This is a genomic window from Fulvimonas sp. R45, assembly GCF_030504985.1.
GTDB lineage: Bacteria > Pseudomonadota > Gammaproteobacteria > Xanthomonadales > Rhodanobacteraceae > Rhodanobacter_A.
Window position 1 is genome coordinate 66,359 of record NZ_JASERU010000007.1, and the last position, 21,132, is coordinate 87,490.

At 71.9% G+C, this 21,132-nt stretch carries 22 protein-coding genes; 16 read left to right on the forward strand and 6 right to left on the reverse strand.

Annotated elements, in window-relative coordinates; all coding sequences use genetic code 11:
* Positions 1-2: 2 nt before the first annotated feature.
* The 6 genes from QMK61_RS08585 to pssA all read left to right on the forward strand — a co-directional run bounded on the left by QMK61_RS08585 (position 3) and on the right by pssA (position 5,426).
* The gene (locus tag QMK61_RS08585; RefSeq protein ID WP_302071777.1) at positions 3-1,010 is read left to right on the forward strand and encodes an HlyD family secretion protein; all 1,008 of its coding nucleotides are present in this window, start codon (positions 3-5) and stop codon (positions 1,008-1,010) included.
* 280 nt (positions 1,011-1,290) lie between these two features.
* On the forward strand, positions 1,291-2,064 hold the full coding sequence (locus tag QMK61_RS08590) for a sulfite exporter TauE/SafE family protein (protein ID WP_302071778.1): 774 nt from the start codon (positions 1,291-1,293) through the stop codon (positions 2,062-2,064).
* A gap of 59 nt (positions 2,065-2,123) precedes the next feature.
* Positions 2,124-2,858 carry a hypothetical protein gene (locus QMK61_RS08595; RefSeq protein WP_302071779.1) on the forward strand — a complete coding sequence of 245 codons (735 nt, stop codon included), beginning with the start codon at positions 2,124-2,126 and terminating at the stop codon, positions 2,856-2,858.
* A 6-nt stretch (positions 2,859-2,864) separates the two neighbouring features.
* Complete coding sequence (locus QMK61_RS08600; protein WP_302071780.1) at positions 2,865-3,359, forward strand: sigma-70 family RNA polymerase sigma factor; 495 nt, start codon at positions 2,865-2,867, stop codon at positions 3,357-3,359.
* Positions 3,356-3,946: a hypothetical protein gene (locus QMK61_RS08605; RefSeq protein ID WP_302071781.1), complete on the forward strand. Its 591-nt coding sequence runs from the start codon at positions 3,356-3,358 to the stop codon at positions 3,944-3,946. Before QMK61_RS08600 ends, QMK61_RS08605 begins: the two co-directional genes overlap by 4 nt.
* A gap of 76 nt (positions 3,947-4,022) precedes the next feature.
* Entirely contained in the window at positions 4,023-5,426 is a 1,404-nt protein-coding gene (gene pssA, locus QMK61_RS08610) for a CDP-diacylglycerol--serine O-phosphatidyltransferase (RefSeq protein WP_302071782.1), read from the forward strand.
* A 269-nt stretch (positions 5,427-5,695) separates the two neighbouring features.
* Here the strand turns inward: pssA and QMK61_RS08615 are convergent, their stop codons facing one another.
* Positions 5,696-5,902 carry a DUF465 domain-containing protein gene (locus tag QMK61_RS08615; protein ID WP_302071783.1) on the reverse strand — a complete coding sequence of 69 codons (207 nt, stop codon included), beginning with the start codon at positions 5,900-5,902 and terminating at the stop codon, positions 5,696-5,698.
* Between the two features lie 100 nt (positions 5,903-6,002).
* Between QMK61_RS08615 and ttcA the strand changes: the two genes are divergently transcribed.
* The 6 genes from ttcA (at position 6,003) to QMK61_RS08645 (ending at position 11,278) form a co-directional block, all read left to right on the forward strand.
* Positions 6,003-6,881, forward strand: coding sequence for a tRNA 2-thiocytidine(32) synthetase TtcA (ttcA, locus tag QMK61_RS08620; protein ID WP_302071784.1), 879 nt, complete (start codon positions 6,003-6,005; stop codon positions 6,879-6,881).
* A gap of 3 nt (positions 6,882-6,884) precedes the next feature.
* Positions 6,885-8,087, forward strand: coding sequence for an amino acid aminotransferase (locus QMK61_RS08625; RefSeq protein WP_302071785.1), 1,203 nt, complete (start codon positions 6,885-6,887; stop codon positions 8,085-8,087).
* Between the two features lie 145 nt (positions 8,088-8,232).
* Positions 8,233-9,150: a recombination-associated protein RdgC gene (locus QMK61_RS08630; protein ID WP_302071786.1), complete on the forward strand. Its 918-nt coding sequence runs from the start codon at positions 8,233-8,235 to the stop codon at positions 9,148-9,150.
* A gap of 132 nt (positions 9,151-9,282) precedes the next feature.
* Positions 9,283-10,053 carry a YgjP-like metallopeptidase domain-containing protein gene (locus tag QMK61_RS08635; RefSeq protein WP_302071787.1) on the forward strand — a complete coding sequence of 257 codons (771 nt, stop codon included), beginning with the start codon at positions 9,283-9,285 and terminating at the stop codon, positions 10,051-10,053.
* Between the two features lie 85 nt (positions 10,054-10,138).
* Positions 10,139-10,438 (forward strand): YciI family protein, encoded by a 300-nt coding sequence (locus tag QMK61_RS08640; RefSeq protein WP_302071788.1) that lies wholly within the window; start codon positions 10,139-10,141, stop codon positions 10,436-10,438.
* A gap of 258 nt (positions 10,439-10,696) precedes the next feature.
* Entirely contained in the window at positions 10,697-11,278 is a 582-nt protein-coding gene (locus QMK61_RS08645; protein ID WP_302071789.1) for an isoprenylcysteine carboxylmethyltransferase family protein, read from the forward strand.
* Between the two features lie 42 nt (positions 11,279-11,320).
* On the opposite strand, the gene QMK61_RS08650 is transcribed toward QMK61_RS08645, so the two are convergent.
* The 3 genes from QMK61_RS08650 to QMK61_RS08660 form a co-directional block, all read right to left on the reverse strand.
* Positions 11,321-11,923, reverse strand: a complete 603-nt coding sequence (locus QMK61_RS08650) for a sterol desaturase family protein (protein WP_302071790.1) — start codon at positions 11,921-11,923, stop codon at positions 11,321-11,323.
* Positions 11,924-12,088: 165 nt separating this feature from the next.
* Positions 12,089-13,075, reverse strand: coding sequence for an alpha/beta fold hydrolase (locus QMK61_RS08655; protein ID WP_302071791.1), 987 nt, complete (start codon positions 13,073-13,075; stop codon positions 12,089-12,091).
* Positions 13,076-13,205: 130 nt separating this feature from the next.
* On the reverse strand, positions 13,206-15,074 hold the full coding sequence (locus QMK61_RS08660; protein ID WP_302071792.1) for a M1 family metallopeptidase: 1,869 nt from the start codon (positions 15,072-15,074) through the stop codon (positions 13,206-13,208).
* 145 nt (positions 15,075-15,219) lie between these two features.
* On the opposite strand from QMK61_RS08660, the gene QMK61_RS08665 reads away from it, so the two are divergent.
* From QMK61_RS08665 to QMK61_RS08680, 4 genes are read left to right on the forward strand one after another with little or no spacing between them, the layout of a single operon-like run.
* Positions 15,220-15,912, forward strand: coding sequence for a DUF3348 family protein (locus QMK61_RS08665; RefSeq protein ID WP_302071793.1), 693 nt, complete (start codon positions 15,220-15,222; stop codon positions 15,910-15,912).
* A gap of 6 nt (positions 15,913-15,918) precedes the next feature.
* On the forward strand, positions 15,919-18,072 hold the full coding sequence (locus QMK61_RS08670) for a DUF802 domain-containing protein (RefSeq protein WP_302071794.1): 2,154 nt from the start codon (positions 15,919-15,921) through the stop codon (positions 18,070-18,072).
* Between the two features lie 5 nt (positions 18,073-18,077).
* Positions 18,078-18,725, forward strand: a complete 648-nt coding sequence (locus QMK61_RS08675; RefSeq protein ID WP_302071795.1) for an OmpA family protein — start codon at positions 18,078-18,080, stop codon at positions 18,723-18,725.
* Positions 18,715-19,395: a DUF2894 domain-containing protein gene (locus QMK61_RS08680; RefSeq protein ID WP_302071796.1), complete on the forward strand. Its 681-nt coding sequence runs from the start codon at positions 18,715-18,717 to the stop codon at positions 19,393-19,395. The genes QMK61_RS08675 and QMK61_RS08680 overlap by 11 nt, the downstream gene beginning before the upstream one ends.
* Before the next feature lie 46 nt (positions 19,396-19,441).
* On the opposite strand, the gene QMK61_RS08685 is transcribed toward QMK61_RS08680, so the two are convergent.
* Both QMK61_RS08685 and pip read right to left on the reverse strand, forming a co-directional pair.
* Positions 19,442-20,083 (reverse strand): glutathione S-transferase family protein, encoded by a 642-nt coding sequence (locus QMK61_RS08685; RefSeq protein WP_302071797.1) that lies wholly within the window; start codon positions 20,081-20,083, stop codon positions 19,442-19,444.
* A 76-nt stretch (positions 20,084-20,159) separates the two neighbouring features.
* Positions 20,160-21,113 carry a prolyl aminopeptidase gene (gene pip, locus QMK61_RS08690; RefSeq protein ID WP_302071798.1) on the reverse strand — a complete coding sequence of 318 codons (954 nt, stop codon included), beginning with the start codon at positions 21,111-21,113 and terminating at the stop codon, positions 20,160-20,162.
* Between the last annotated feature and the right edge of the window lie 19 nt (positions 21,114-21,132).

A 21,132-nucleotide genomic window follows, 5' to 3' on the forward strand; every position in this document is an offset into this window, starting at 1 on the left:
CCATGAACAAGACCTCGTTGCTGCGTTTCCTGCTCACCGCCGTCGTGGTGGTGGTCGCCGTCGTGCTCGGCCACGCGCTGTGGAAGCACTACCTCTACTCGCCGTGGACCCGCGACGGCCGCGTGCGCGCCGACGTGGTGCAGGTGGCGCCTGACGTCGCCGGCCTGGTCACCGCGGTGCCGGTGAAGGACAACCAGTTCGTGCACAAGGGCGACGTGCTGATGGTGGTCGACCAGGACCGCTACATCCTCGCCCTGCAGCAGGCCGAGGCCAATCTCGCCGCGGCCGAGGCCAGCGCCCGCGCGGCTGGCGCCGGCACCGCCGCCGCCGAAGCCGCCATCGCCGGCCGCAGGACCGAGTACGAGATGTACCAGGCGCAGGCGCGGCGCCGCCTGCAGATGCCCGAGAAGAGCGTGATCTCCGAGGAGGCGCGGCAGAACGCCGTGGCCACCGCGCGCAACGCGCAGGCCGACCTGCGCGCCGCGCAGGCTTCGCGCTCGCAGGCCAGCGCCGCCGCCCAGCAGGCGCTGGCGGCGGTGCAGCAGGCGCAGGTGGCGGTGGACGTGGCCAAGCTCAACCTCAAGCGCACCGAGGTGCGCGCCCCGGTGGACGGCTACGTCACCAACCTCGACGTGCGCGTGGGCGACTACGCCGCCGCCGGCGCCGCGCGCCTGGCGCTGATCGACAGCCACAGCTACTACCTCTACGGCTACTTCGAGGAAACCAAGCTGCCGCAGCTGCGCGTGGGCGACCCGGTGGACATCCGCCTGATGGCCGGCGGCGTGCACCTGAAGGGCACCATCACCGGCATCGCGCGCGGCATCACCGACAGCGACAACCCCACCGGCAGCAACCTGCTGGCCGACGTCAACCCCACCTTCAACTGGGTGCGGCTGGCGCAGCGCGTGCCGGTGCGCATCGCCATCGACGCGGACTCGCTGCCCAGGGGCATGGTGCTGGCCGCGGGCATGACCGCCACCATCGAGGTGAGGCCGCGCGCGGCGCGCTGAGGGACGTGCCCCCCTCCCGACCTCCCCCTGCAAGCAGGGGAAGGGGCCAAGCCCATGGCGTAACTGATTTCTCCCTCCCCTGCCTGCAGGGGAGGGTCACCCAACCTCGCGGCAAGCCCGCCTACCCCCTCCCAGCCTCCCCCTGCGAGCAGGGGGAGGAGCCAAGTCCATGGCGTAAGCTGACTTCTCCCTCCCCTGCCTGCAGGGGAGGGTCGGGGAGGGGTCATCCAACCTCGCCTCGACGTCCCTCGTCCCCGTCCCGCCCTGTAGGCTGTGCGCCATGCCGGTCATCGACGTCTCGCATCAGCTGCTCGCCATCCTCTGCGGTTCGCTGGTGGGCGCCTCGCTGGCGCTGATCGGCGGCGGTGGCTCCATCCTCGCGGTGCCGCTGCTGCTGTACGTGGTGGGCGTGCGCGATGCGCACCTGGCCATCGGCACCAGTACGCTGGCGGTGTCGCTCAATGCCTTCGCCAACCTGGTGCCGCATGCGCGCGCCGGGCACGTGCGCTGGCGCGAGGCGGCGGTGTTCGCCGTGGCCGGCGTGCTCGGCGCGGCGATCGGCTCCGGCCTCGGCAAGTGGCTGGACGGGCAGCGCCTGCTGGTGCTGTTCGCCGCGTTGATGCTGGTGGTGGCGGCGCTGATGTGGCGTCCGCGTACGGCCGACGCCGTGCCGCGGGCGCATCCGTTGCCCTGGCTGGGCGGCACCGGCCTGTGCGCCGGCGGCCTGGCCGGCTTCTTCGGCATCGGCGGCGGCTTCCTGATCGTGCCGGGGTTGATGTTCGCCGGCGGCTTCAGCGTGATCGAGGCGGTCGGCTCGGCGCTGCTGGCGGTCGGCCTGTTCGGTGCCACCACGGCCGCGAGCTATGCCGCCTCCGGCCTGATCGACTGGCGCGTCGCCGCCGAATTCGTCGCCGGCGGCCTCGCCGGCGGCTGGCTCGGCGCGCTGGGCGCACACCGGCTGGCGCGCCGGCGTGGCGCGCTGAACCGCCTGCTCACCGTGATGATCGCGGCGGTGGCGGTGTACATGCTGTGGCGCGAAGCCGGGCGGCTGTAAGGTTTTCGCGGCCGGCGGGGACTAGGCAAGGGTCGTCAACGCACCGCGAGGCTGCCGCCATGTCCGCCATTCCCGACCGTCTGCCTGCCACCACACCGCTGCCCGCCAGCCGCGGGCTGCGCTGGTGCCTCGATGGCCTGCGCCTGTGGCGGCGCGTGCCGCTCAGGCTGTTCCTGCTCTGCTTCGCGCAGTTGCTGGCGGAAACCCTGTTGCAGCTGATCCCGTGGGTCGGCGTGACGCTGTCCAAGCTGGTGGTGCCGGTGCTGCTGATGGGTATCCTGCTGGGGCTGGACGAACAGGCGCGGGGCGGGCGCATGCGCTGGGCGTGCCTGCTCGACGGCCTGCGCCGTCGCCCGTTCGCGCCGGTGCTGGCATTGGCGGCGTCGTGGGGGCTGGGCGTGTTCGCGGTGCAGCAGGGCGTGGCATGGCTGGCGTACGGCTGGCCGGCGGTGGACGCGGTGTGGCTGGGACATGCCATGGCCCACCGTGCATTGATGACGCCGACGTTCGAGCGGGTGCTGCTGGTGCCCGGGGTGGTGCCGTCGATCCTGCTGATGCTGGCGCCCTGCCTGTGCCTGTTCGACGGGCGGTCGCCGTGGCGTGCGGTGTGCGGCAGCGTGCGCGCGGCATGGCGTCATGCTGCACCGTTCGGGGTGTTCCTGCTAATGAACCTGGCGGTGTTCCTGCTGGTGCTGGCGAAGCCCTGGACGTTCGTGCTGGTGCTGTTCCTCACGCCGTGGTCGATGGCATGTACGTATGCGATCTGGCGCGACCTGCGCCGGACGGAAGGCTGAGACGGAATGCGCGAGGGGGAATTCGCCGCGCTTCTGCACGAGCATGCGGGACTGCTGTCGCGCATCGCGGCCAGCTACGAGGCCGATCCGTCCTTGCGTGACGACCTGCTGCAGGACATCGCGCTGGCGCTGTGGAAGGCGCTGCCGGCGTGGCGCGGCGAGGCGGCGCTGAAGACCTTCGTGGCGCGGGTAGCGCACAACCGCGGCGCCAGCCATGTGATCGGCCGCACGCGGCGGCCCTCGACGCACGGGCTGGACGAAGACCTCGCGGATCCGGCCCACGGCCCGGAATCGCACGCACAACTTGAACAGAAGCGCCTGCGCCTGCAGGACGCGGTACGCGCCCTGCCGCTGACCCTGCGGCAGGCGGTGACGTTGGCGCTGGAGGGCTTCAGCCAGCAGGAGATTGCGGCGGCGCTGGGCATCAGCGCCAACAACGTGGCAGTGCGCCTGAACCGGGCGCGCAAGGCGCTGAAAGATGCATTGGGAGAATCGGCATGAATCCGGGCGACGACTGGACTCGCTGGAGCGACGACTGGCAGCGGCAACCGACGGTCGATGCGGACCGCCTGCGCCGCCGGGTGCGGCGCAAGCGGCGGCAGATGCAGGCGGTGCTGGGCTTCGAGTGGTGCACCGCCTTGTTCGCCACCGGCCAGGTGCTGCGCCTGCTGCTCGACCCGGGCGCCGGCCTGCGCTGGAAGGCCTGGGCCGGGCTGGCGCTGCTGCTGGTATCGACGTCGGCGTACCTGTCGTTGCGCGTGCGTCGCGGCACCTGGCAGGCGGCCGCCGACGGCATGCCGGAACTGCTGCGGCTGACCGCGCGGCGGGCGCGGGCGGGCATCCGGCTGGCCTGGCTGAACATCGCCAGCGTCCCGCTGCTGCTCGCGTTCACGCTGCCGCTGGCGGCGCCCTGGCTGGCGCCCTCGCGCTGGCGGCACGATCCGGCGCTCGAACACCTGCTGCTCGTGCAGGTGGGCATCAACGGCGTCGTCATCGTGCCGCTGCTGGTGTTCTTCGCCGTCTACATCCGCCGGCAACGGCGGCGGCTGCGCCAGGTGGAGGCTCTGCTGCGGGACTACGGGGAGTGATCCGGCGGATTGCCCGGCCGGGCGCAATGCAGGCAAGCTTGGCGGCTTTCCGCACGACTTTGCGTATCCTCTAGCGATGAACAGGTTGATCCATGCACCGCGGCGGATCGCGCGCCGCCTCGTCGCGCCGCTGCGCCGACCGCGCGCCGCGGCGTGGCTGGAAGCCCTGCCGGGCTTCGCGTTGCCGGCCGGCGCGATCGAGACGCTGCCCGGGCCGGCGGCCTTCCATCGCGCGCTGCTGGCGCAGATCGCGCAGGCCACGCGGCGCATCGTGATCGTGGCGCTGTACCTGCAGGACGACGACGCGGGCCGCGAGGTGCTGGCGGCGCTGCATGCGGCGCGGGCGCGGCACCCGCGGCTCGAGGTCGACGTGTACGTGGACTGGCACCGCGCCCGGCGCGGCCTGATCGGCAAGCAGGGCAGCCCGGGCAACGCGGCGATGTACCGTGAGTATGCACAGCGCCTCGGCGACGGCGTGCGCGTGTGGGGCGTGCCGGTGCAGAACCGCGAGCTGTTCGGCGTGCTGCACCTGAAAGGCTTCGTGTTCGACGACGTCGTGCTGTACAGCGGCGCCAGCCTCAACGACGTCTACCTGGCAAAGCACGGCCGCTACCGGCTCGACCGCTACCACCTGTTGCGCGAACGCGCGCTGGCCGATGCCATGGCGGGTTTCGTGCGGCAGCACTTCCACGGCGACCCGGCGGTGTGCCGGCTCGACGCCGGCGAGCCGCCGCCCACGCGCAGCCTGCTGCCGGCGATCCGCGCCTTCCGCCAGCGCCTGCAGCAGGCGCGCTATGCGGCGCCGCCCGCGCCCGCGCTGGCCGACGGCGAGGTGGCGGCGTCGCCGCTGCTCGGTTTCGGCCGCGCCGACAACCAGCTCAACGAAGCCGTGCTGGCGCTGCTGCGCGGCGCGCGGCGCAAGGTCGTGCTGCTGACGCCGTACTTCAACCTGCCGCGGCCGGTGCGCGCGGCGGTCGGGCAGGCGCTGCGGCGCGGCTGCACGGTCGAGATCATGGTGGGCGACAAGACCGCCAACGACTTCTACATCCCGCCTGGCCAGCCGTTCCGCACCATCGGCCTGCTGCCGTACCTGTACGAGAACAACCTGCGCCGCTACGCCCGCGCGCACCGCGGCCACCTCGCCAGCGGCCAGCTGGCGATCCGCCTGTGGCGCGACGGCGACAACAGCTACCACCTGAAGGGCCTGTTCGTGGACGACGAGTACGCCCTGCTCACCGGCCACAACCTCAACCCGCGCGCGTGGGCGCTGGACCTGGAGAACGCGCTGCTGCTGCGCGACCCGTCGCGCCGGCTGCTGGCGCAGCACCGCGCCGAGCGCGAGGCGCTGCGGAGCCATGCCGTGGCGGTCGAGGATTACCGTGCACTGGAAAGCCCGCGCAGCTATCCGCCGGAGGTGCGCAGGCTGCTGCGGCGGCTGAGCCGGGTGCGGCTGGATCGGCTGGTGAACCGGTTGCTTTGATTTGGATGCTGGGGGCTGCGGGGTTGCTCGCCTGCGGCGGGCTTTCGGATGCCTGCCGGCGCCCGAGTCCCCGGCATGGCCGAGCCGTCTCATTCTCGTTTGTGCGCTGTCTCCCTCGCCGTCATTCCGGCGCAGGCCGGAATCCAGTGACGTCGGTGCACGGCTATCGCGAAAACCTGCTGCTCCTGCTACTGCAGGACCAGCCCCGCGGCTGTTGAAAAGCGCCTCCGGCCTGCGCCGGAATGACGGTCGCCGCTTGTCGCAGAGGATCAGGCGTCCAGGTCGGGGATCAGCTTGCTCTCGATGCGCGCGATCGCGTCCTTCAGCAGCAGGCGGCGCTTCTTCAGCCGGGTGAGCTGCAGTTCGTCGCGGCCGATCGCGGTGGCGAGCTGGTCGATGGCCATGTCGAGGTCGCGATGCTCCACGCGCAGTTCGGCCAGCAGGCGGGCGAGTTGGGCGGAATCCTGGACCTGCATGGCGACGGCGGCAACGGTCAGTGGCGACGCACCAGTGTAGCGCCGCCGGAACGGGGAGGGCGAGGCGCTACAATGTCGCCTTTCCGTGCCATCGCGAGCCATGTCCGCCGATCCCGCCGCTTTCCGCCTGCCCCGCGAGGCCGGGCGCCTCGCCGCCCGGCTGCAGCGCCAGACCGGGCAGGCGATCGCCGATTTCCGCATGATCGGGGACGGCGACCGCGTGATGGTGTGCCTGTCCGGCGGCAAGGACTCCTACACCCTGCTGGACATGCTGCTGGCGCTGCAGGCCCGGGCGCCGGTGCGCTTCGAGCTGGTCGCGGTGAACCTGGACCAGAAGCAGCCCGGCTTCCCGGCGCACGTGCTGCCGGACTACCTGCGTGCCCGCGGCGTGCCGTTCCATGTCATCGAGCAGGACACCTACGGCACGGTGACGCGGGTGATTCCCGCGGGCAGGACGATGTGCAGCCTGTGCTCGCGGCTGCGCCGCGGCGCGCTGTACGCCTGGGCGGCGGCCAATGGCATCACCAGGATCGCGCTGGGCCACCACCGCGACGACATCCTCGCCACCTTCTTCCTCAACCTGTTCCATCAGGCCAGCCTGAAGGCGATGCCGCCCAAGCTGCGCTCGGACGACGGCCGCCACGTGGTGATCCGCCCGCTGGCCTACTGCCGCGAGGACGACATCGCCGAGTACGCCGCGCTGCGCGGCTTCCCGATCATCCCGTGCAACCTGTGCGGCTCGCAGGAGAACCTGCAGCGCAAGGCGGTGCGGCGCATGCTGGACGAGTGGGAGCGCGAGCACCCCGGCCGCAGCGAGACGATCTTCCGCGCGCTGGGCAACGTGGCCCCCTCCCAGCTGGCCGACCGCGGCCTGTTCGACTTCGAAGGCCTGCGCGCGGAGGGCTGTTCCGACGGCGCCGCGGCAGGCGATAATCGGACGTCCATACGTCCATCCATCCATTCACACGAAAGCGAGTAGACCGTGTCCCTTTTTGCATCCGTTGAAATGGCGCCGGGCGATCCGATCCTCGGCCTCACCGAGGCCTACCTGGCCGATCCGCGCCCGAACAAGGTGAACCTGGGCGTGGGCATCTACGTCGACGACCAGGGCCGCATCCCGGTGCTGCAGGCGGTGCGCCAGGTCGAGCAGGCGCTGGCGGGCGGCGACCAGCCGCGCGGCTACCTGCCGATCGACGGCCTGCCGGCCTACAACCTCGCCACGCAGAAGCTGCTGTTCGGCGCGGACTCGCCGCTGCTGGAGGCCGGCCGCGTGGCCACCGCGCAGACCATCGGCGGCAGCGGCGCGCTGCGCGTGGGCGCGGACCTGCTCAAGCAGGTGCTGGGCGACAAGGCCACGCTGGCGATCAGCAACCCGAGCTGGGGCAACCATCACGCGGTGTTCGGCACCGCCGGCTTCAAGTTGCTGGACTACCGCTATTACCACGCGCCCACCCGCGGCCTGGACTTCGCCGGCATGCTGGAGGACCTCGGCCGGCTGGAGCCCGGCGCCGTGGTGCTGCTGCACGCCTGCTGCCACAACCCCACCGGCGTGGATCTCGACGCCGCGCAGTGGGCGCAGGTGGTGGCGCTGCTGAAGGACCGCCGCCTGCTGCCGTTCGTGGACATGGCCTACCAGGGCTTCGACCAGGGCACTGAGGCCGACGCCCTCGCGGTGCGCCTGCTGGCCGACTCCGGCATCGAGGCCTTCGTGGTGGCGAACTCCTACTCCAAGTCGTTCTCGCTGTACGGCGAACGCGTGGGCGCGCTGTCCTTCGTCGGCGCCGACCGCGACGAGGCGGCGCGGCTGCGTTCGAAGATCAAGCAGACCATCCGCGCCAACTATTCCAGCCCGGCCACGCATGGCGGCAAGCTGGTCGCCGCCGTGCTGGACAGCGCCGAGCTGCGCGCGCTGTGGGAGCAGGAGCTGGGCGCGATGCGCGAACGCATCCACGTGATGCGCGCGGGCCTGGTGGACCGGCTGGCGGCGCTGGGGGCGCCGGACTTCGGCTTCATCAACAAGCAGGCCGGCATGTTCTCCTATTCCGGGCTGAGCAAGGCGCAGGTGGACCGCCTGCGCGACGAACACGCCATCTACGCGCTGTCCAGCGGGCGCATTTGCGTGGCCGCGCTCAACACCGGCAATATCGACTACGTGGCGCGCGCCGTCGCCGACGTCTGCGCCTGATTCCTGTCGTCTGTCGCCTGACCGTTCGCATTGAGCGCAGCCCGCGCGGCGGGCGGAGTCGAAACGCCGCTGTCCTTCGACTCCGTCCCTGCGGGACTGCGCCCGGGGCGAACGGTCTTCGTGTCGTGCCTTTACTGGATACCGCATGTTCTTCCGCAACCTCACGCTGTTCCGCTTTTCCCCCGCCGTCGCCGCCGACCTGGCCCGCCTCGAGGAGGCGCTGGGCGAACACCGGCTGCGTCCCTGCGGACCGCTGGAGATGTTCACCAAGGGCTTCGTGCCGCCGATCGGCCGCGGCGAGGATGCCGCGCTCACCCACGCGGTGAAGCACTGCACCTGGCTCGCCGTGGGCGGCGAGGACAAGCTGCTGCCAGCCGCGGTGGTCAACGACGAGCTGCAGCGCAAGGTGCGCAAGATCGCCGAGGAGGAAGGCCGCAAGGTTGGCGGCCGCGAGCGCAAGCGGCTGAAGGAGGACCTGCTCACCGAACTGCTGCCGCGCGCCTTCGTGCGCAGCTCGCGGCTGTCCGCCTACGTGGACACGAAGCACGGCTGGCTGGTGCTGGACACGTCCAGCCGCAAGTCGGCCGAGAACGCGCTGACCCAGATCCGCGAGGCGCTGGGCAGCTTCCCCGCCGTGCCGCTGGCGCCGGAGGAAGGCCCGCGCGTGCTGATGACCGACTGGCTGGCCAACGGCAACCTGCCCGCCGGCCTGGCGCTGGGCGACGAGTGCGAGCTGCGCGACCCGGCCAGCGCCACCGGCGCCATCGCGCGCTGCCGCCGGCAGGACCTCGACGCCGAGGAAGTGAAGGAGCACCTGCGCAACGGCAAGCAGGTGTTCCAGCTCGGCCTGGTGTTCGACGACCGCATCAGCTTCGTGCTGGGCGAGGACCTGGTACTGCGCAAGCTGAAGTTCCTCGACGTGGTGATGGACGAGCTGGGCGACAGCCACGAGGACGCCTCCGCCGAGGCCGACGCCAGCTTCGCCCTGCTCACCCTGGAGCTGGAGCGGTTGCTGGCCAAGCTGGAGGAGTGGTTCGGCCTGCCGCGTCCCAGCGACGGCTGAGACCCGCGCCGCGCAAGGCTTCGCGGGTTCGCTGTCGATCAACCCTTGCGCAAGGGTGGGCGCTTCCCCACATACTGTCTGTCCGGGCGCGCGCCAGCGATGGGGCGCGCCCGTGGTACGGGCAGGCAGGACATGGCGCAGCATCTCGAAGGCGACTGGCTGGAACTGGCGACGGCGGGCGGCAACACCATCCGGGTGTTGAAGGCCGCGCATCCACGCGCGCGCAGGCTTCGCCTCACGGTCACGCCGAAGGGCGCGCGCGTGTCCTATCCGCACGGCACCCATCCCGCCCAGGTCAGCGCCTTCCTGCGCAGCCACGCCGAGTGGCTGGAGCAGAAGCTCGACGAGCTGAACCTGATCGTGAAGCCGCTTCCTCCGCTGCGGGTGGGTTACGAAACCGAATTCCCGCTGCGCGGCGAGCCGGCCGTGCTGGACTGGGCCGAGGGCCCGTATCCGCGCGTGGAACCGTCAGCCCGCGGCCTCACCCTGGTGATCCCGCGCCCGCACACGCGCGCGCTGCCGGTGGCGCGCGGCCTGCTGGCCTCGCACTTCGAGACGCTGATCCGGCGCGACGTGTCGCGCTGGCTGGCCGGCTACGTGCCGCGCCTGGGCCTGGCCCCCACCGCGCTGCGCATCCGCCCGATGAAGAGCCTGTGGGGCAGCCTGGATACCCGCGACCGCATCAACCTCGACCTGGCGCTGGCGCTGGCCCCGCCCGCCGCGCTGCGCTACGTGCTGGTGCACGAGCTGTGCCACCTCAAGGTGCGCAGCCACGCGCCGCGCTTCTGGGCGCTGGTGGAAAGCATCTTCCCGGCCTGGCGCGAGCAGCGCGACTGGCTGCGCATCAACGGCGCCACGCTGAAGGCGGAGCTGGACCGGCTGGTGGCCGACGTGGCCGACTGAACGAGGCCGGCGCGCCGGGTGGCACTCGACGCCCGGCCGCCGCCGGCGCAGGCTGGCGGCTTCGCCGCCACATGCGGGAGGCCGCATGCCGCACTACTTCTGCAAGCTGACGCCGCCCCGTCCCAGCTTCCCCGCCGATATCACGCCGGACGAAGCCGCCCTGATGGGCACGCACGCCGCCTACTGGCGCGCCCGGATGGACGAGGGCGCGGTGGTCGTGTTCGGCCCGGTGGACGATCCGGCCGGCGCCTACGGCATCCTGGTGCTGCAGCTCCCCGAGGGCGCCGACCCGCAGCCGCTGGTCGACGCCGACCCGGTGATCCGCGCCGGCACCGGCTTCCGCTTCGAGGTGCATCCGATGCGGGCGGTGCTGCCGGCGGGTTGAACCGTGGTCGAAATCGCCCACGCCGGCACGTCCTGGCAGCGGGGCGGCGCGAGGCCTGGGCCGCGACGCCGAGGCGGAAACGGCACGCGACCGCGCCATCGGCCTGTGCGGAGATCCGGCGATGCGTGCGTTCCTGCAACAGGGTCGGACCCGCCGGCGCGAGGTCGGATTCACCCGGTGGGGCTGACATCCGTCACTCGACCGCGGGACGGGCGCGGCCGCATGCTGGCGGCCGTCTCCCTGGCCGGACGATCCGCCATGCATCCCTTTTCCTGGGGCACCCTGTTCGAGGCCACCTGGCTGGTCTGGTTGCTGTACTGGTTCTGGAGCGCGCGTGGCGTCAAGGCGGCGGCGCGCGAGGACGGCTGGGCCGCGATGCTGGCCTACCGGATCCCGGTGATGCTGGGCTTCGGCCTGCTGGTCGCGCTGGGGCAGGGCGCGGGAGACTCGTGGCTGTACCGGCACGTGCCATCGGCCGGGGCATGGGCGCCGCCGCTGGGCTGGCTGTTGCTGCTGATGGGGTTGGGCTTCGCCTGCTGGGCGCGCGTGGTGCTGGGCCGCAACTGGAGCGCCACCGTGCAGCTCAAGCAGGATCACGAGTTGGTGGTGGCGGGACCGTACCGCTGGGTGCGCCACCCGATCTACACCGGCATGCTGCTGGGCGTGCTCGGCACCTTGCTGGCGATCGGTGCGTGGCCGGGATTGCTCGCACTGGCCCTGGTCGGCGCCGGCTTCTGGCTCAAGCTGCGCCACGAGGAGCGCTGGATGCGCGAGCAGTTCGGCGCGGCCTACGTCGACTACATGCGCAGGGTAAAGGCGCTGGTGCCCGGCTTGCTGTGAGGTGGCCGGCCGCTCCTGCAGGAACGGCGCCGAGAAGCGAAGTCAGGCGGCCGGCTGGCGAGGCTGGCGCACGTAGCGCGTGCCCAGCAGGTAGTCCCACAGCGGCGAGGTGACGCCGAAGTTGCTGTCCGGATGGTAGTGGTGCACGTGGTGGGCGGCGGCCCAGCGGCGCAGCAGCGGACGCTTGAAGCGCACGTGGTGGATCACGAAGTGGCTGACGCCGTAGGCCACGTAGCCGAAGGTGGCGGCGCCGGCCATCAGGAAGGTGAAGCCGGCGGGCAGCACCAGCACGAGCAGGCCGGTCAGGCCGAGCAGGATCGCCGCGGGCAGGAAGAACGGCAGCGAGTCGTAGCCGAGTGGTTCGCGGTGGTGCTTGTCGTGGCCCTGCGCGAACAGCGGGATGCGCGTGTGGAACATCCAGCGATGGAAGAAGTACTCGATGAAACTGAAGGCGAACAGCCCTGTCGCCACCGCCGCGAGGGCGATGCCCGGGCCGTTGCTGCGCTGCCAGCCGGCCGCCAGCAGGATCGCGCCCAGCCCGACGTCCAGCGCGACCTCGAGCCAGTAGTTGGCGCGGGTCGAGGACATCCGGACGATCGCGTCCAGCCAGGCCTGCATGATGTTCCGCTTGGTCGTTGCTTGCATAGTCCCGTGTTCCCGCCACATGGCGCACCGTCCGCCGGGATTGTGCATCCCCCCATTTCGGCGCTCGTCCATGACTTCACATGATGTGCACCGCCTGGCTGACTCCCGCATGACCGGACGGCAGGGGGTGCCGTCGGCACCGTCCCTATGATGCCGCAGCCGGGCTCAGTGCGACAGCGCGAACGCGGTGAGGATGCGCGCGGTCTCGTCCGGCTTCTCCAGTTCCGGCATGTGGCCGCAGCCGTTCAGCGTGCTGGCGCTGATGGCGGGGGCGTGCACCAGGCCGTTGCGCAGGCTGTCCAGCGCGGAGATGTCGATCACCTTGTCGTCGTGGCACCACAGGCCCAGTACCGGCATGGTCAGCTTGTCCAGCCGGTCCTGCACGGCAAGGTATTGCGAGGGCTGGCGCAGCTCGTCGAACACCTTGGCGATGAAGGCGTGGTCCCTCACGTTGCGCGCCACCAGCACGTCGACGAAGCGGCCGGGGATCGTCGGCCGCGTGTCGAAGACCAGGTCGGCGGCGCGCCAGAAGCCGGCGCGGTCGGAGAACACGAACGGGTCCTTGCCGGCCAGCGTCTCGCGCGCGAAGGCGTTTTCCTTGAACTTCAGCCCGAAGGCGTCGAGCAGGGCCAGTTCGCCCACGTGCTCGGGATGCTCGGCGGCGTAGACGCCGGCGACCGCGCCGCCCATCGAATGGCCCACCAGCAGCACGCGGCCCAGCCCCAGCGCTTGCACGAAGTCCTGCAGGCGCTTGGCCTGCGCCACGACGTCGTAGCGGGCGGCCATGTCGCGCGAGGACTCGCCCCAGCCGGGCAGGTCGGGAATGACCAGGTGGAAATGCGGCGTGAGCAGCCTGGCCAGCGGCAGCCACACCTCCTTGCTGTCCGCGAAGCCATGCAGCAGCACGATGGTGGGGCCTTCGCCGCCCTCGTAGTACGACCAGCGCGTGTCGCCGGCCTGCACCGATTTCTTCTCCAGGTGCGCGGCCATCGCCTCGCGCGCGACATTGGCGCGGAACAGCCACTGCGGCGCGAACAGGTAGCTGCCGCCCAGCAGCACCGCCAGCAGCACGGCCACGATGGCGAGGAACTTCAGGCGGCGGATGAGCATGCGCTGCCAGAGCGGGCGGGTGGAGGGGGCGGTAGCGGGCATGATCCAGATCCTTGCGAGAGGCACTCCCTCCCCTGCGTGCAGGGGAGGGTTAGGGGAGGGGTCGCTTCTGGTCGGGCGCCAGAGCACCCCCTCCCGACCTCCCCCTGCACGCAGGGGGAGGGGAAGGACGTTACTCGGCGATCCTGTCCTGCTTCGCCTTGGCCCGGGCGAACAGCCGCTCCACCGCCTGCCGGGTCAGCGGGTGGTAGCCGTCCTTCGCCCTGGCGTAGACCTGTTCGGCGTAGGCCAGGCCGTCCGGCGTCTTGGCGAACGCGCCGTACACCGGCAGGGTGAGGTAGAGCCGGCCGATGCGGCTCATGTGCTCGGCGGCGGCGGGCCAGGCGGCCTTGTCGCCGGCGGCGATGGCGTGCACGTACCAGCGCATGCCGATCTCGGCGTTGCGCGTGCCGGTGAGGTGCCAGGCGGCGTCGAGCTGCTGCATCCGCGCGAGCTTGGGCACGTCGGGCAGGCGGTCGAGGAAGTACATCCATTCCTGCGTGTTCCAGCCCTTGGCGTCGAGCTTGGCGGCGGGCAGGGTGCCGGCGAGGAAGGCCGCGCGTTCCTTGTCAATGGCGTCGAACTGCGGCGAGTCGGGGATCGGCGCATCCTTCGGGATGCCGGTGCCGTAGACCCAGTCCTTTACCTCGTCCCAGCCCATCTTGCCGGGGTACTTGTCGATCAGGTTCGCCCTGAGGTACGCCAGCATCTGCTCGGTGGTGATGCTATGCCAGGCGAAGTGGTCGAAGTAGCCCTTCAGGTAGGCGTCGAAGTCCTTGCGGCCGAAGCGCTGCTCCAGCGTGCGCAGGAACCACGAGCCCTTGTCGTAGGCCACGCTCGACAGCGAATCGTCGGCGCCGACGCCGCGCGGCTCGGGCGCCAGGCGCTGCGAGTTGGCGGGCATCGTGCCGATGCCCTTCTGCAGCGCGCGGATCGCCAGCAGGGTTTCCTCGTCGGCCTGGCGCTTGCCGTACAGCGCCTCGGTGATGCGGCCCTGCACGTAGGTGGTGAAGCCTTCGTTGAGCCAGATGTCGCGCCACGCGGCGCTGGTCACCAGGTTGCCCGACCAGGAGTGCGCCAGCTCGTGCGAGATCACGCTGACCAGGCTCTTGTCGCCCACGATGATCGTCGGCGTGGCGAAGGTCATGTCGGGGTTTTCCATGCCGCCGTAGGGGAACGAGGGCGGCAGCACCAGCAGGTCGTAGCGGCCCCAGCGGTAGGGGCCGTACAGCGACTCGGCGGTCTCGATCATCTTTTCGGTGTCGGCGAACTCGCGCGCGGCCTTGTCCACCACGCTGGGCTCGGCGTACACCGCCGAGCGCGGCCCGGTCTCGCGCACCGCGATGTCGCCGGCGGCGATCGCGAGCAGGTAGGACGGGATCGGGTGGGGCTGGTCGAAGCGGAAGTCGCCGTCGAGCGGATGCTTCGCGTCGTTGAGCGCGCTCATCACCACGCGGATGTCCTTCGGCGCGGTGACGTGGGCGTCGTAGGTGAAGCGGATCGCCGGCGAGTCCTGCAGCGGCACCCACGAGCGCGCGTGGATCGACTCGGACTGCGAGAACATGAAGGGCGCCTTCTTGTCCGCCGTCTGCGCGGGCGGCAGCCACTGCAGGCCGGAGGCGTCGGGCGAGGTGGCGTAGGCGATGCGCACCTCGTGCGGGCGCCGCGGCGCCTGGATGGTGAGCTTGCTGCCGAGTTCCTTGTCGGCCGGCGCCAGCGCGTACTTCAGCGCGTGCGTCCCGCCGCCCGCGTCCACCGCTTCCACCGAGGCGATCTTCAGGTCGCGCGTGTCCAGCACCAGGGTGGTGGCCTGCGGGTTCTTCCAGTCCAGCGTCAGGGTGGCCCGGCCGTCGAGCTGCTTGTGCGGGAAGTCGACCTTCAGGTCCAGGTCGAGGTGGGTGACCACCACCTGGTCGGGCTGGGCGTAGGAGTGCGGGTCGTTGGCGAAGGCGGCCAGCGGCAGCACGAGGGCGCCAAGGACGAGGGCGGGGTACAGGCGCATGCAGCGGCTCCGGCGGGAAACGGAAACGCGCAGTATGCCACCGCCTGCCGCCGGCCACTTTGCTGAACCGGCACAGCCCGCTGGCGCGCGCAGAGGCGGCCGATGCGGGCCGCCATGTAAAATGGACCCTTTTCAGTCTGGATCCATGGCGAAAGCTTCCACACGGGCGCCCGTGCTGGGCCCGGCGTTCATTCGCCTGCTGGCCCGCCTCGGCGACGCCGACCTCCCGCGCACGCCGCCGGTGCTGACCGAGCGGTTGGCCCAGTGGTTCGACTGGAGCCGCGCCCTGGCCCTGTCGCGCACGCTGGACGGCGGGCCTGCCGCTGCCGCGGACGACGCGGCGGCTTCCGGCGACGCTTCCGACGGTGCCCGCGCCGCCGGGGACGCGCGCCACGCCCTGGTGCAGCTGATCGATGCCGAGATCGAGCCGGCCCCGCCCGGGCAGGGCGATGCCGACGCGGACTACCAGCCCTACCGCCGGCACTGCGTGGCCGCCCAGCGTGCGATGCAGGCGGCCACCGGCCGGCTGCGCGGGCAGCTGCGCGACATGCTCGCCGGCCAGTCGCCGGCCAAAGCGCGGCTGGCCGAGGTCGACGCGGTGATGGAAGCCACGCTCGGTCCGCACGAACTGATGCTGCTGGCCCGGGTTCCCCAGCTGCTCGGCCTGCACTACCGGCGCCTGCGCGATGCCGACGCGCCGGACGACACCCACGCGCCCCCCGCCGCCGGCCCCTGGCTGGCGCGCTTCCGCCAGGACATGCGCATGGCGCTGCGGGCGGAACTGGAGGTCCGCTTCCACCCCATCGACGGCCTGCTTGCAGCGCTGCACAACCGATAAACGCCCATGCCCAGAAACCCCCTCGTTCCCGTCGTGTTCCTTGCCGGCCTGCTGGTCGTGGGCTGGGTCGGCATCGGCTACCTCGACCACCATCCGCTGGCCGTCGCGGTCGCCGCGCTGATCGCCGCCTGCTATCTCGCCGGCGCGCTCGAACTGCTGCGCTACGGCCAGGCCACCGCCGCGCTGGTGCGGGCGCTGCCATCGATCGACCAGGCCGATGCCGACCTGGGCGGCTGGCTCGACCGGGTGCCGCCGGGCCTGCGCACCAGCGTGCGGCTGCGCATCGAAGGCGCCCGCGCCGGCCTGCCCGCGCCGGCGTTGACGCCCTACCTGGTGGGCCTGCTGGTGCTGCTGGGCATGCTCGGCACCCTGCTGGGCATGATGGCCACCCTGCGCGGCACCGGCCTGGCGCTGGAAAGCGCCACCGACCTGGAAGCCATCCGCAGCTCGCTGGCCGCGCCGGTCAAGGGCCTGGGCTTCGCCTTCGGCACCTCCATCGCCGGCGTGTCGAGCTCGGCGGCGCTCGGGCTGCTGTCGGCGCTGCTGCGGCGCGAGCGCACCCGGGCCGTGCAGCGGCTGGACGCCGGCATCGCCGCGCACCTGGGGCGACACTCGCCGGCGGTGCAGCGTCGCGAGACGTTCCGCCTGCTGCAGGAGCAGAGCGCCCTGATGCCGGTGCTGGTGGAGCGCCTGCAATCGCTGGCCGATACATTGGAACGCCAGCAGCAGGCTGCCGGCGAACGCCTGCACGCCGACCAGCAGGCCTTCCTCCGGCACACCGAGGCCGCCTACATCCAACTGGCCACGACGCTGCAGCACGCGCTGCACGACGGCATCGCGCAACAGGCCGACGCCGTGGGCGCCGCGTTGCGGCCGGTGGTGGATGCCACCATGGCGGGGCTGGCCGAACAGTCCGGACGCCTGCACGCCACCATCGAAGCGGCCGCGAGCAGGCAGCTCGACGGCCTGGCCGCCGCGGTGCAGGGCACCGCCGGCGCGGCGCGCGAAAGCTGGAGCGCCGCCGTGGCGGAGCAGCAGCGCGGCAACGCGGCGCTGGCGGACGACCTGCGGCAGGCCCTGCACCAGTTCACCGCCACCTTCGAGCAGCGCTCGGCCGCGCTGGTCGACGGCGTGGCCGGACGGCTGGAGGACCACGCCGCCCGCACCGCCGAGGCGTGGGACGGCGCGCTCGCCCGCCAGCACGCGGCGCACGACGCCGTGGCCCGGCGCAACGAGCAGGCATGGGAATCCGCCTCGGCCGGCTTCGAGCAGCGTTCCGGCGCGTTGATCGACGCCTTGCGGCAAGCGCATGGCGAACTGCAGTCGGCGTTCGCCGCGCGCGGTGACGTGATGATCCAGTCGCTGCAACGTTCGCACGGCGAGCTGCAGGACGCGCTGGAAACGCGCGACGCCGCGCGCCTCGCGCAGTGGCGCGACGCCTTCGCCGCGCTGACCGACGAATTCGGCCGGCGCTGGGCGCAGGGCAGCGAACGGGTGGCCGCGCACCAGCAGCAGGTGTGCGCCACGCTGGAAAGGACCGCGCAGGCCATGGGCGAACAGGCGCAGGCGCATGCCCGCGACACCCTGGCCGGGATCGCGCGGCTGGTCGACGCCGCGGCCGAGGCGCCGCGCGCCGCGGCCGAGGTGGTGGCCGAACTGCGGCAGAAGCTGTCCGACAGCATGGTGCGCGACACCGCCATGCTGGACGAGCGCGGCCGCCTGCTGGAGACCGTGGAAACGCTGCTCGGCGCGGTGAACCACGCCTCCACCGAGCAGCGCAGCGCCATCGACGCGCTGGTCGCCACCTCGGCCGAGCTGCTGGAGCGCGTCGGCAGCCGTTTCACCGCACGGATCGAGGACGAGGCCGGCCGGCTCGACGAGGCCGCCGCCCACGTCACCGGCAGCGCGACGGAAGTGGCCAGCCTGGGCGAGGCGTTCGGCGCGGCGGTGCAGTCGTTCGGCCAGGCCGCCGACGCGCTGAACCAGCGCCTGCAGGGCATCGAGGCGGCGCTGGAGAAATCGCTGGCGCGCAGCGACGAGCAGCTGGCCTATTACGTTGCGCAGGCGCGCGAGGTGGTCGAGCTGAGCATGCTCTCGCAGCAGCAGATCATCGGCGAGCTGCAGCAGCTGGCCCGCGCGCGCGACGGCGCCGGGGCCTGAGGCGCATGAGCGACGAGATCGAATTCGACGCCGAATCCAGCGCCACCACCTGGGCCGCGTTCGGCGACCTGATGTCGGTGCTGCTGGGCGTGTTCGTGCTGATGCTGGCCAGCGTGATCGGCACCCAGCTGCTACTGCACAAGCGCCTGGACGCGGAAGTGAGGCAGCGCCAGGCCGAAGCCGCCCGGCTCAGGATGCTGGAACGGGCGCTGGCCGCGCCGCTGGCGGCCGGCCGCGTGACCATGGTCGACGGCCGCATCGGCATCAGCGGCAACGTGCTGTTCGCGCTCAACTCCGACCAGCTGCAGCCCAGGGGGCGCGAGCTGCTGCAGAGCATCGCCGGTCCGCTGCGCGACTACCTGTCCGCGCGCGACGAGATCCTGATGGTCAGCGGCTTCACCGACAACCAGCCGGTGCGCGCGACGAACGCCCGCTTCGCCGACAACTGGGCGCTGTCGGCCGCGCGCGCGCTCACCGTCACCCGTGCGCTGATCGCCGACGGCGTGCCTTCGTCGTCGGTGTTCGCCGCCGCGTTCGGCGCCGAGCAGCCGGTCGGCTCCAACGCCGACGAGGCCGGTCGCGCGAAAAACCGCCGCGTGGAGATCGCCCCGATCCCGCACCGCCAGGCCGACGGCAAGGTCGATGCGCGCTGAGCCCGACGTCCGCGCGCGGCTGGCCGCCTGGCGCGAGCAGGGTGCCGATCGCGTCGATCCGCTGCGCTTCGCCCTGATGGTTGCGCTGGCGCGCCGCGCCGCGCGCCACGGCGGCGCCGTGCGGCAACGGCTGGAGGCACGCCTGCAGGAACTGGCCACGGCCTACGCCGGCCGCCTCGGCCAGCCCGTGGCGCAGCCCGCGCGCGATGCAGGCGAAAGTCCGCTCAAGCGCCTGCTGGAGCGGTTCGCCGACGCGCCGCGGCTGGCCGTCGTTCCGCGCCATGCGCCGGTGGCGCCGGCGGCTGAAACCGGCAAGCCGGTCGCCGTCGACGCGGCACCGATGCCCGTGCTGGACGAGTTCCAGCAATTGTGGAGCCGCCTGCGCATCGACAGCCTGCTGCGCCAGTGCCTGGATGCGCTGCCGGAGGACGCCGGCCCGCTGCATTCCAGCGTGCTGACCTGCCGCGCGATGACGCTGATGCGCGATGTCTCGCCGGGCTACCTGCAGCACTTCGTCGCCTATGTCGACGTGCTGACGTGGATGGAGCAACTGGGCGGCGGCGCCGTCGCCGGCCATGACGCGGATGGCGCCGCCGCCCGCAGGCCGGCGCGCGCCGGCGGCGCCCGGCGGAAGAAGCCCCCGCCGGCCACGCCGCCGGATCAGGCATGACGCCCCGCCGTTTGCCGCCCCGCCCGCTGCGCGCGGACGGGCTGGATCAGGGCAGTTCGCCGCCGCTGTGCGGGTCCTCGCTGTACGGGTGCATCTCGGCGAGGAAGCCGGGTTGCGCCTCCACCCGCGCGATCCACGCGCGGACCTGCGGGCAGGGCCGCAGCGGCAGGCCGGCCTCCTCCGCGCGGCTGCCGTAGGCGAACACCGCGATATCGGCGATGGTGTAGGCGTCGCCGGCCAGGAACGGGCGCGTGGCCAGTTCGCGTTCGAGGATGGCCAGCGTGCGCTGCGCGGCGGCACGCTTCATGTCGACCAGCGCCGGCGGGCGGCGCGGCAGCTTGCCGGTGAGCGTCCAGTGGCGCAGCGTGCCGATCACCGATTCCACCCGTTCCTGCTCGAAGTGCAGCCATTGCTGCACCTTGGCGCGGCCGAACGCGTCGGCGGGCAGGTAGGGCGTGCCGTCGGCCAGGTACGCGAGGATCGCGTTCGACTCGGCCAGCGTGCGGCCGTCGTCCAGCCGGATCGCCGGCACCGTGCCGGTGGGGCTGATGCGCAGGTAGTCGGCGTGCTGCCCCTCGCCCTCGAAGATGCTCACCAGCACCGTGTGGTGCGGGCGGCCGAGGTGGTGCAGCAACTGGCGCACCTTCCAGGCGTTCTGCGAGGGCGGGTAGTCGAACAGGGTGAGCATGACGTTCTCCGTGGCGGGAAGCGCACAGTGTCGATGCGCGTCGCGCGGGCCGCCATCCGCTGCTTGCGCGGGAAGTTCAGGCGTGGCGGTCGGCCAGGTGGTCGGTGGCCTGCACCAGCGCGTCCACGATGGCCGGATCGGCGGCGCTGTGGCCGGCCAGCACGATGCGCAGCTCCGCTTCCGGCCATGCCTCGTGCAGGTCGATGGCGGTCTTCACCGGGCAGATGATGTCGTAGCGGCCGTGCACGAGGGTGGCGGGGATGCGGCGGATCCCCGGCACGCCGCGCAGCAGCTGGTCCGGTTCCAGGAACATGCGGTGGCGGAAGTAGTGCGCCTCCAGCCGCGCCACGCTCAGCGCCGCCTGCGGGTCGGCGAAGTCGCCGGCGCCGTCGGGGTCGTGCCGCAGCGTGGTGCTGCCGCCCTCGTAGGCGCTCCACGCCTGCGCGGCGGCGAGGCGGGTGGCCTCGTCGTCGCTGTCGAGGCGGCGCCAGTAGGCCTCGATCATGTCGCCGCGCTCGGCCGCGGGAATGAAGTCGCGGAAGCGCGCCCAGCGCTCGGGGAAGATGAAGCGCGCGCCGCCGTCCATCTCGTTGAACCAGCGCAGTTCCTCGTCGCGGGCGAGGAAGATGCCGCGCAGCACCAGGCCGAGCACGCGCTCCGGATGCGCCTGGGCGTAGGCCAGCGCCAGCGTGGAACCCCACGAGCCGCCGAACACCGCCCAGCGTTCGATGCCGAGCATCTCGCGGATCGCCTCGATGTCGGCCACCAGGTGCGCGGTGGTGTTGTCCACCAGGTCGGCGAAGGGCGTGGACCGGCCCGCGCCGCGCTGGTCGAACAGCACGATGCGCCAGCGCGCCGGGTCGAAGAAGCGGCGGTGGTAGGGCGACAGCCCCGCGCCGGGCCCGCCGTGCAGGAACACCACCGGCAGGCCGCCGGGGTTGCCGCATTCCTCGACGTGCAGGGTGTGGCGCGCGTCCACCGCGAGGCGGTGGGTGCGGTAGGGCTCGATCTCGGGGTACAGCTCGCGCATGGCGGGGATCCGGGTGGGG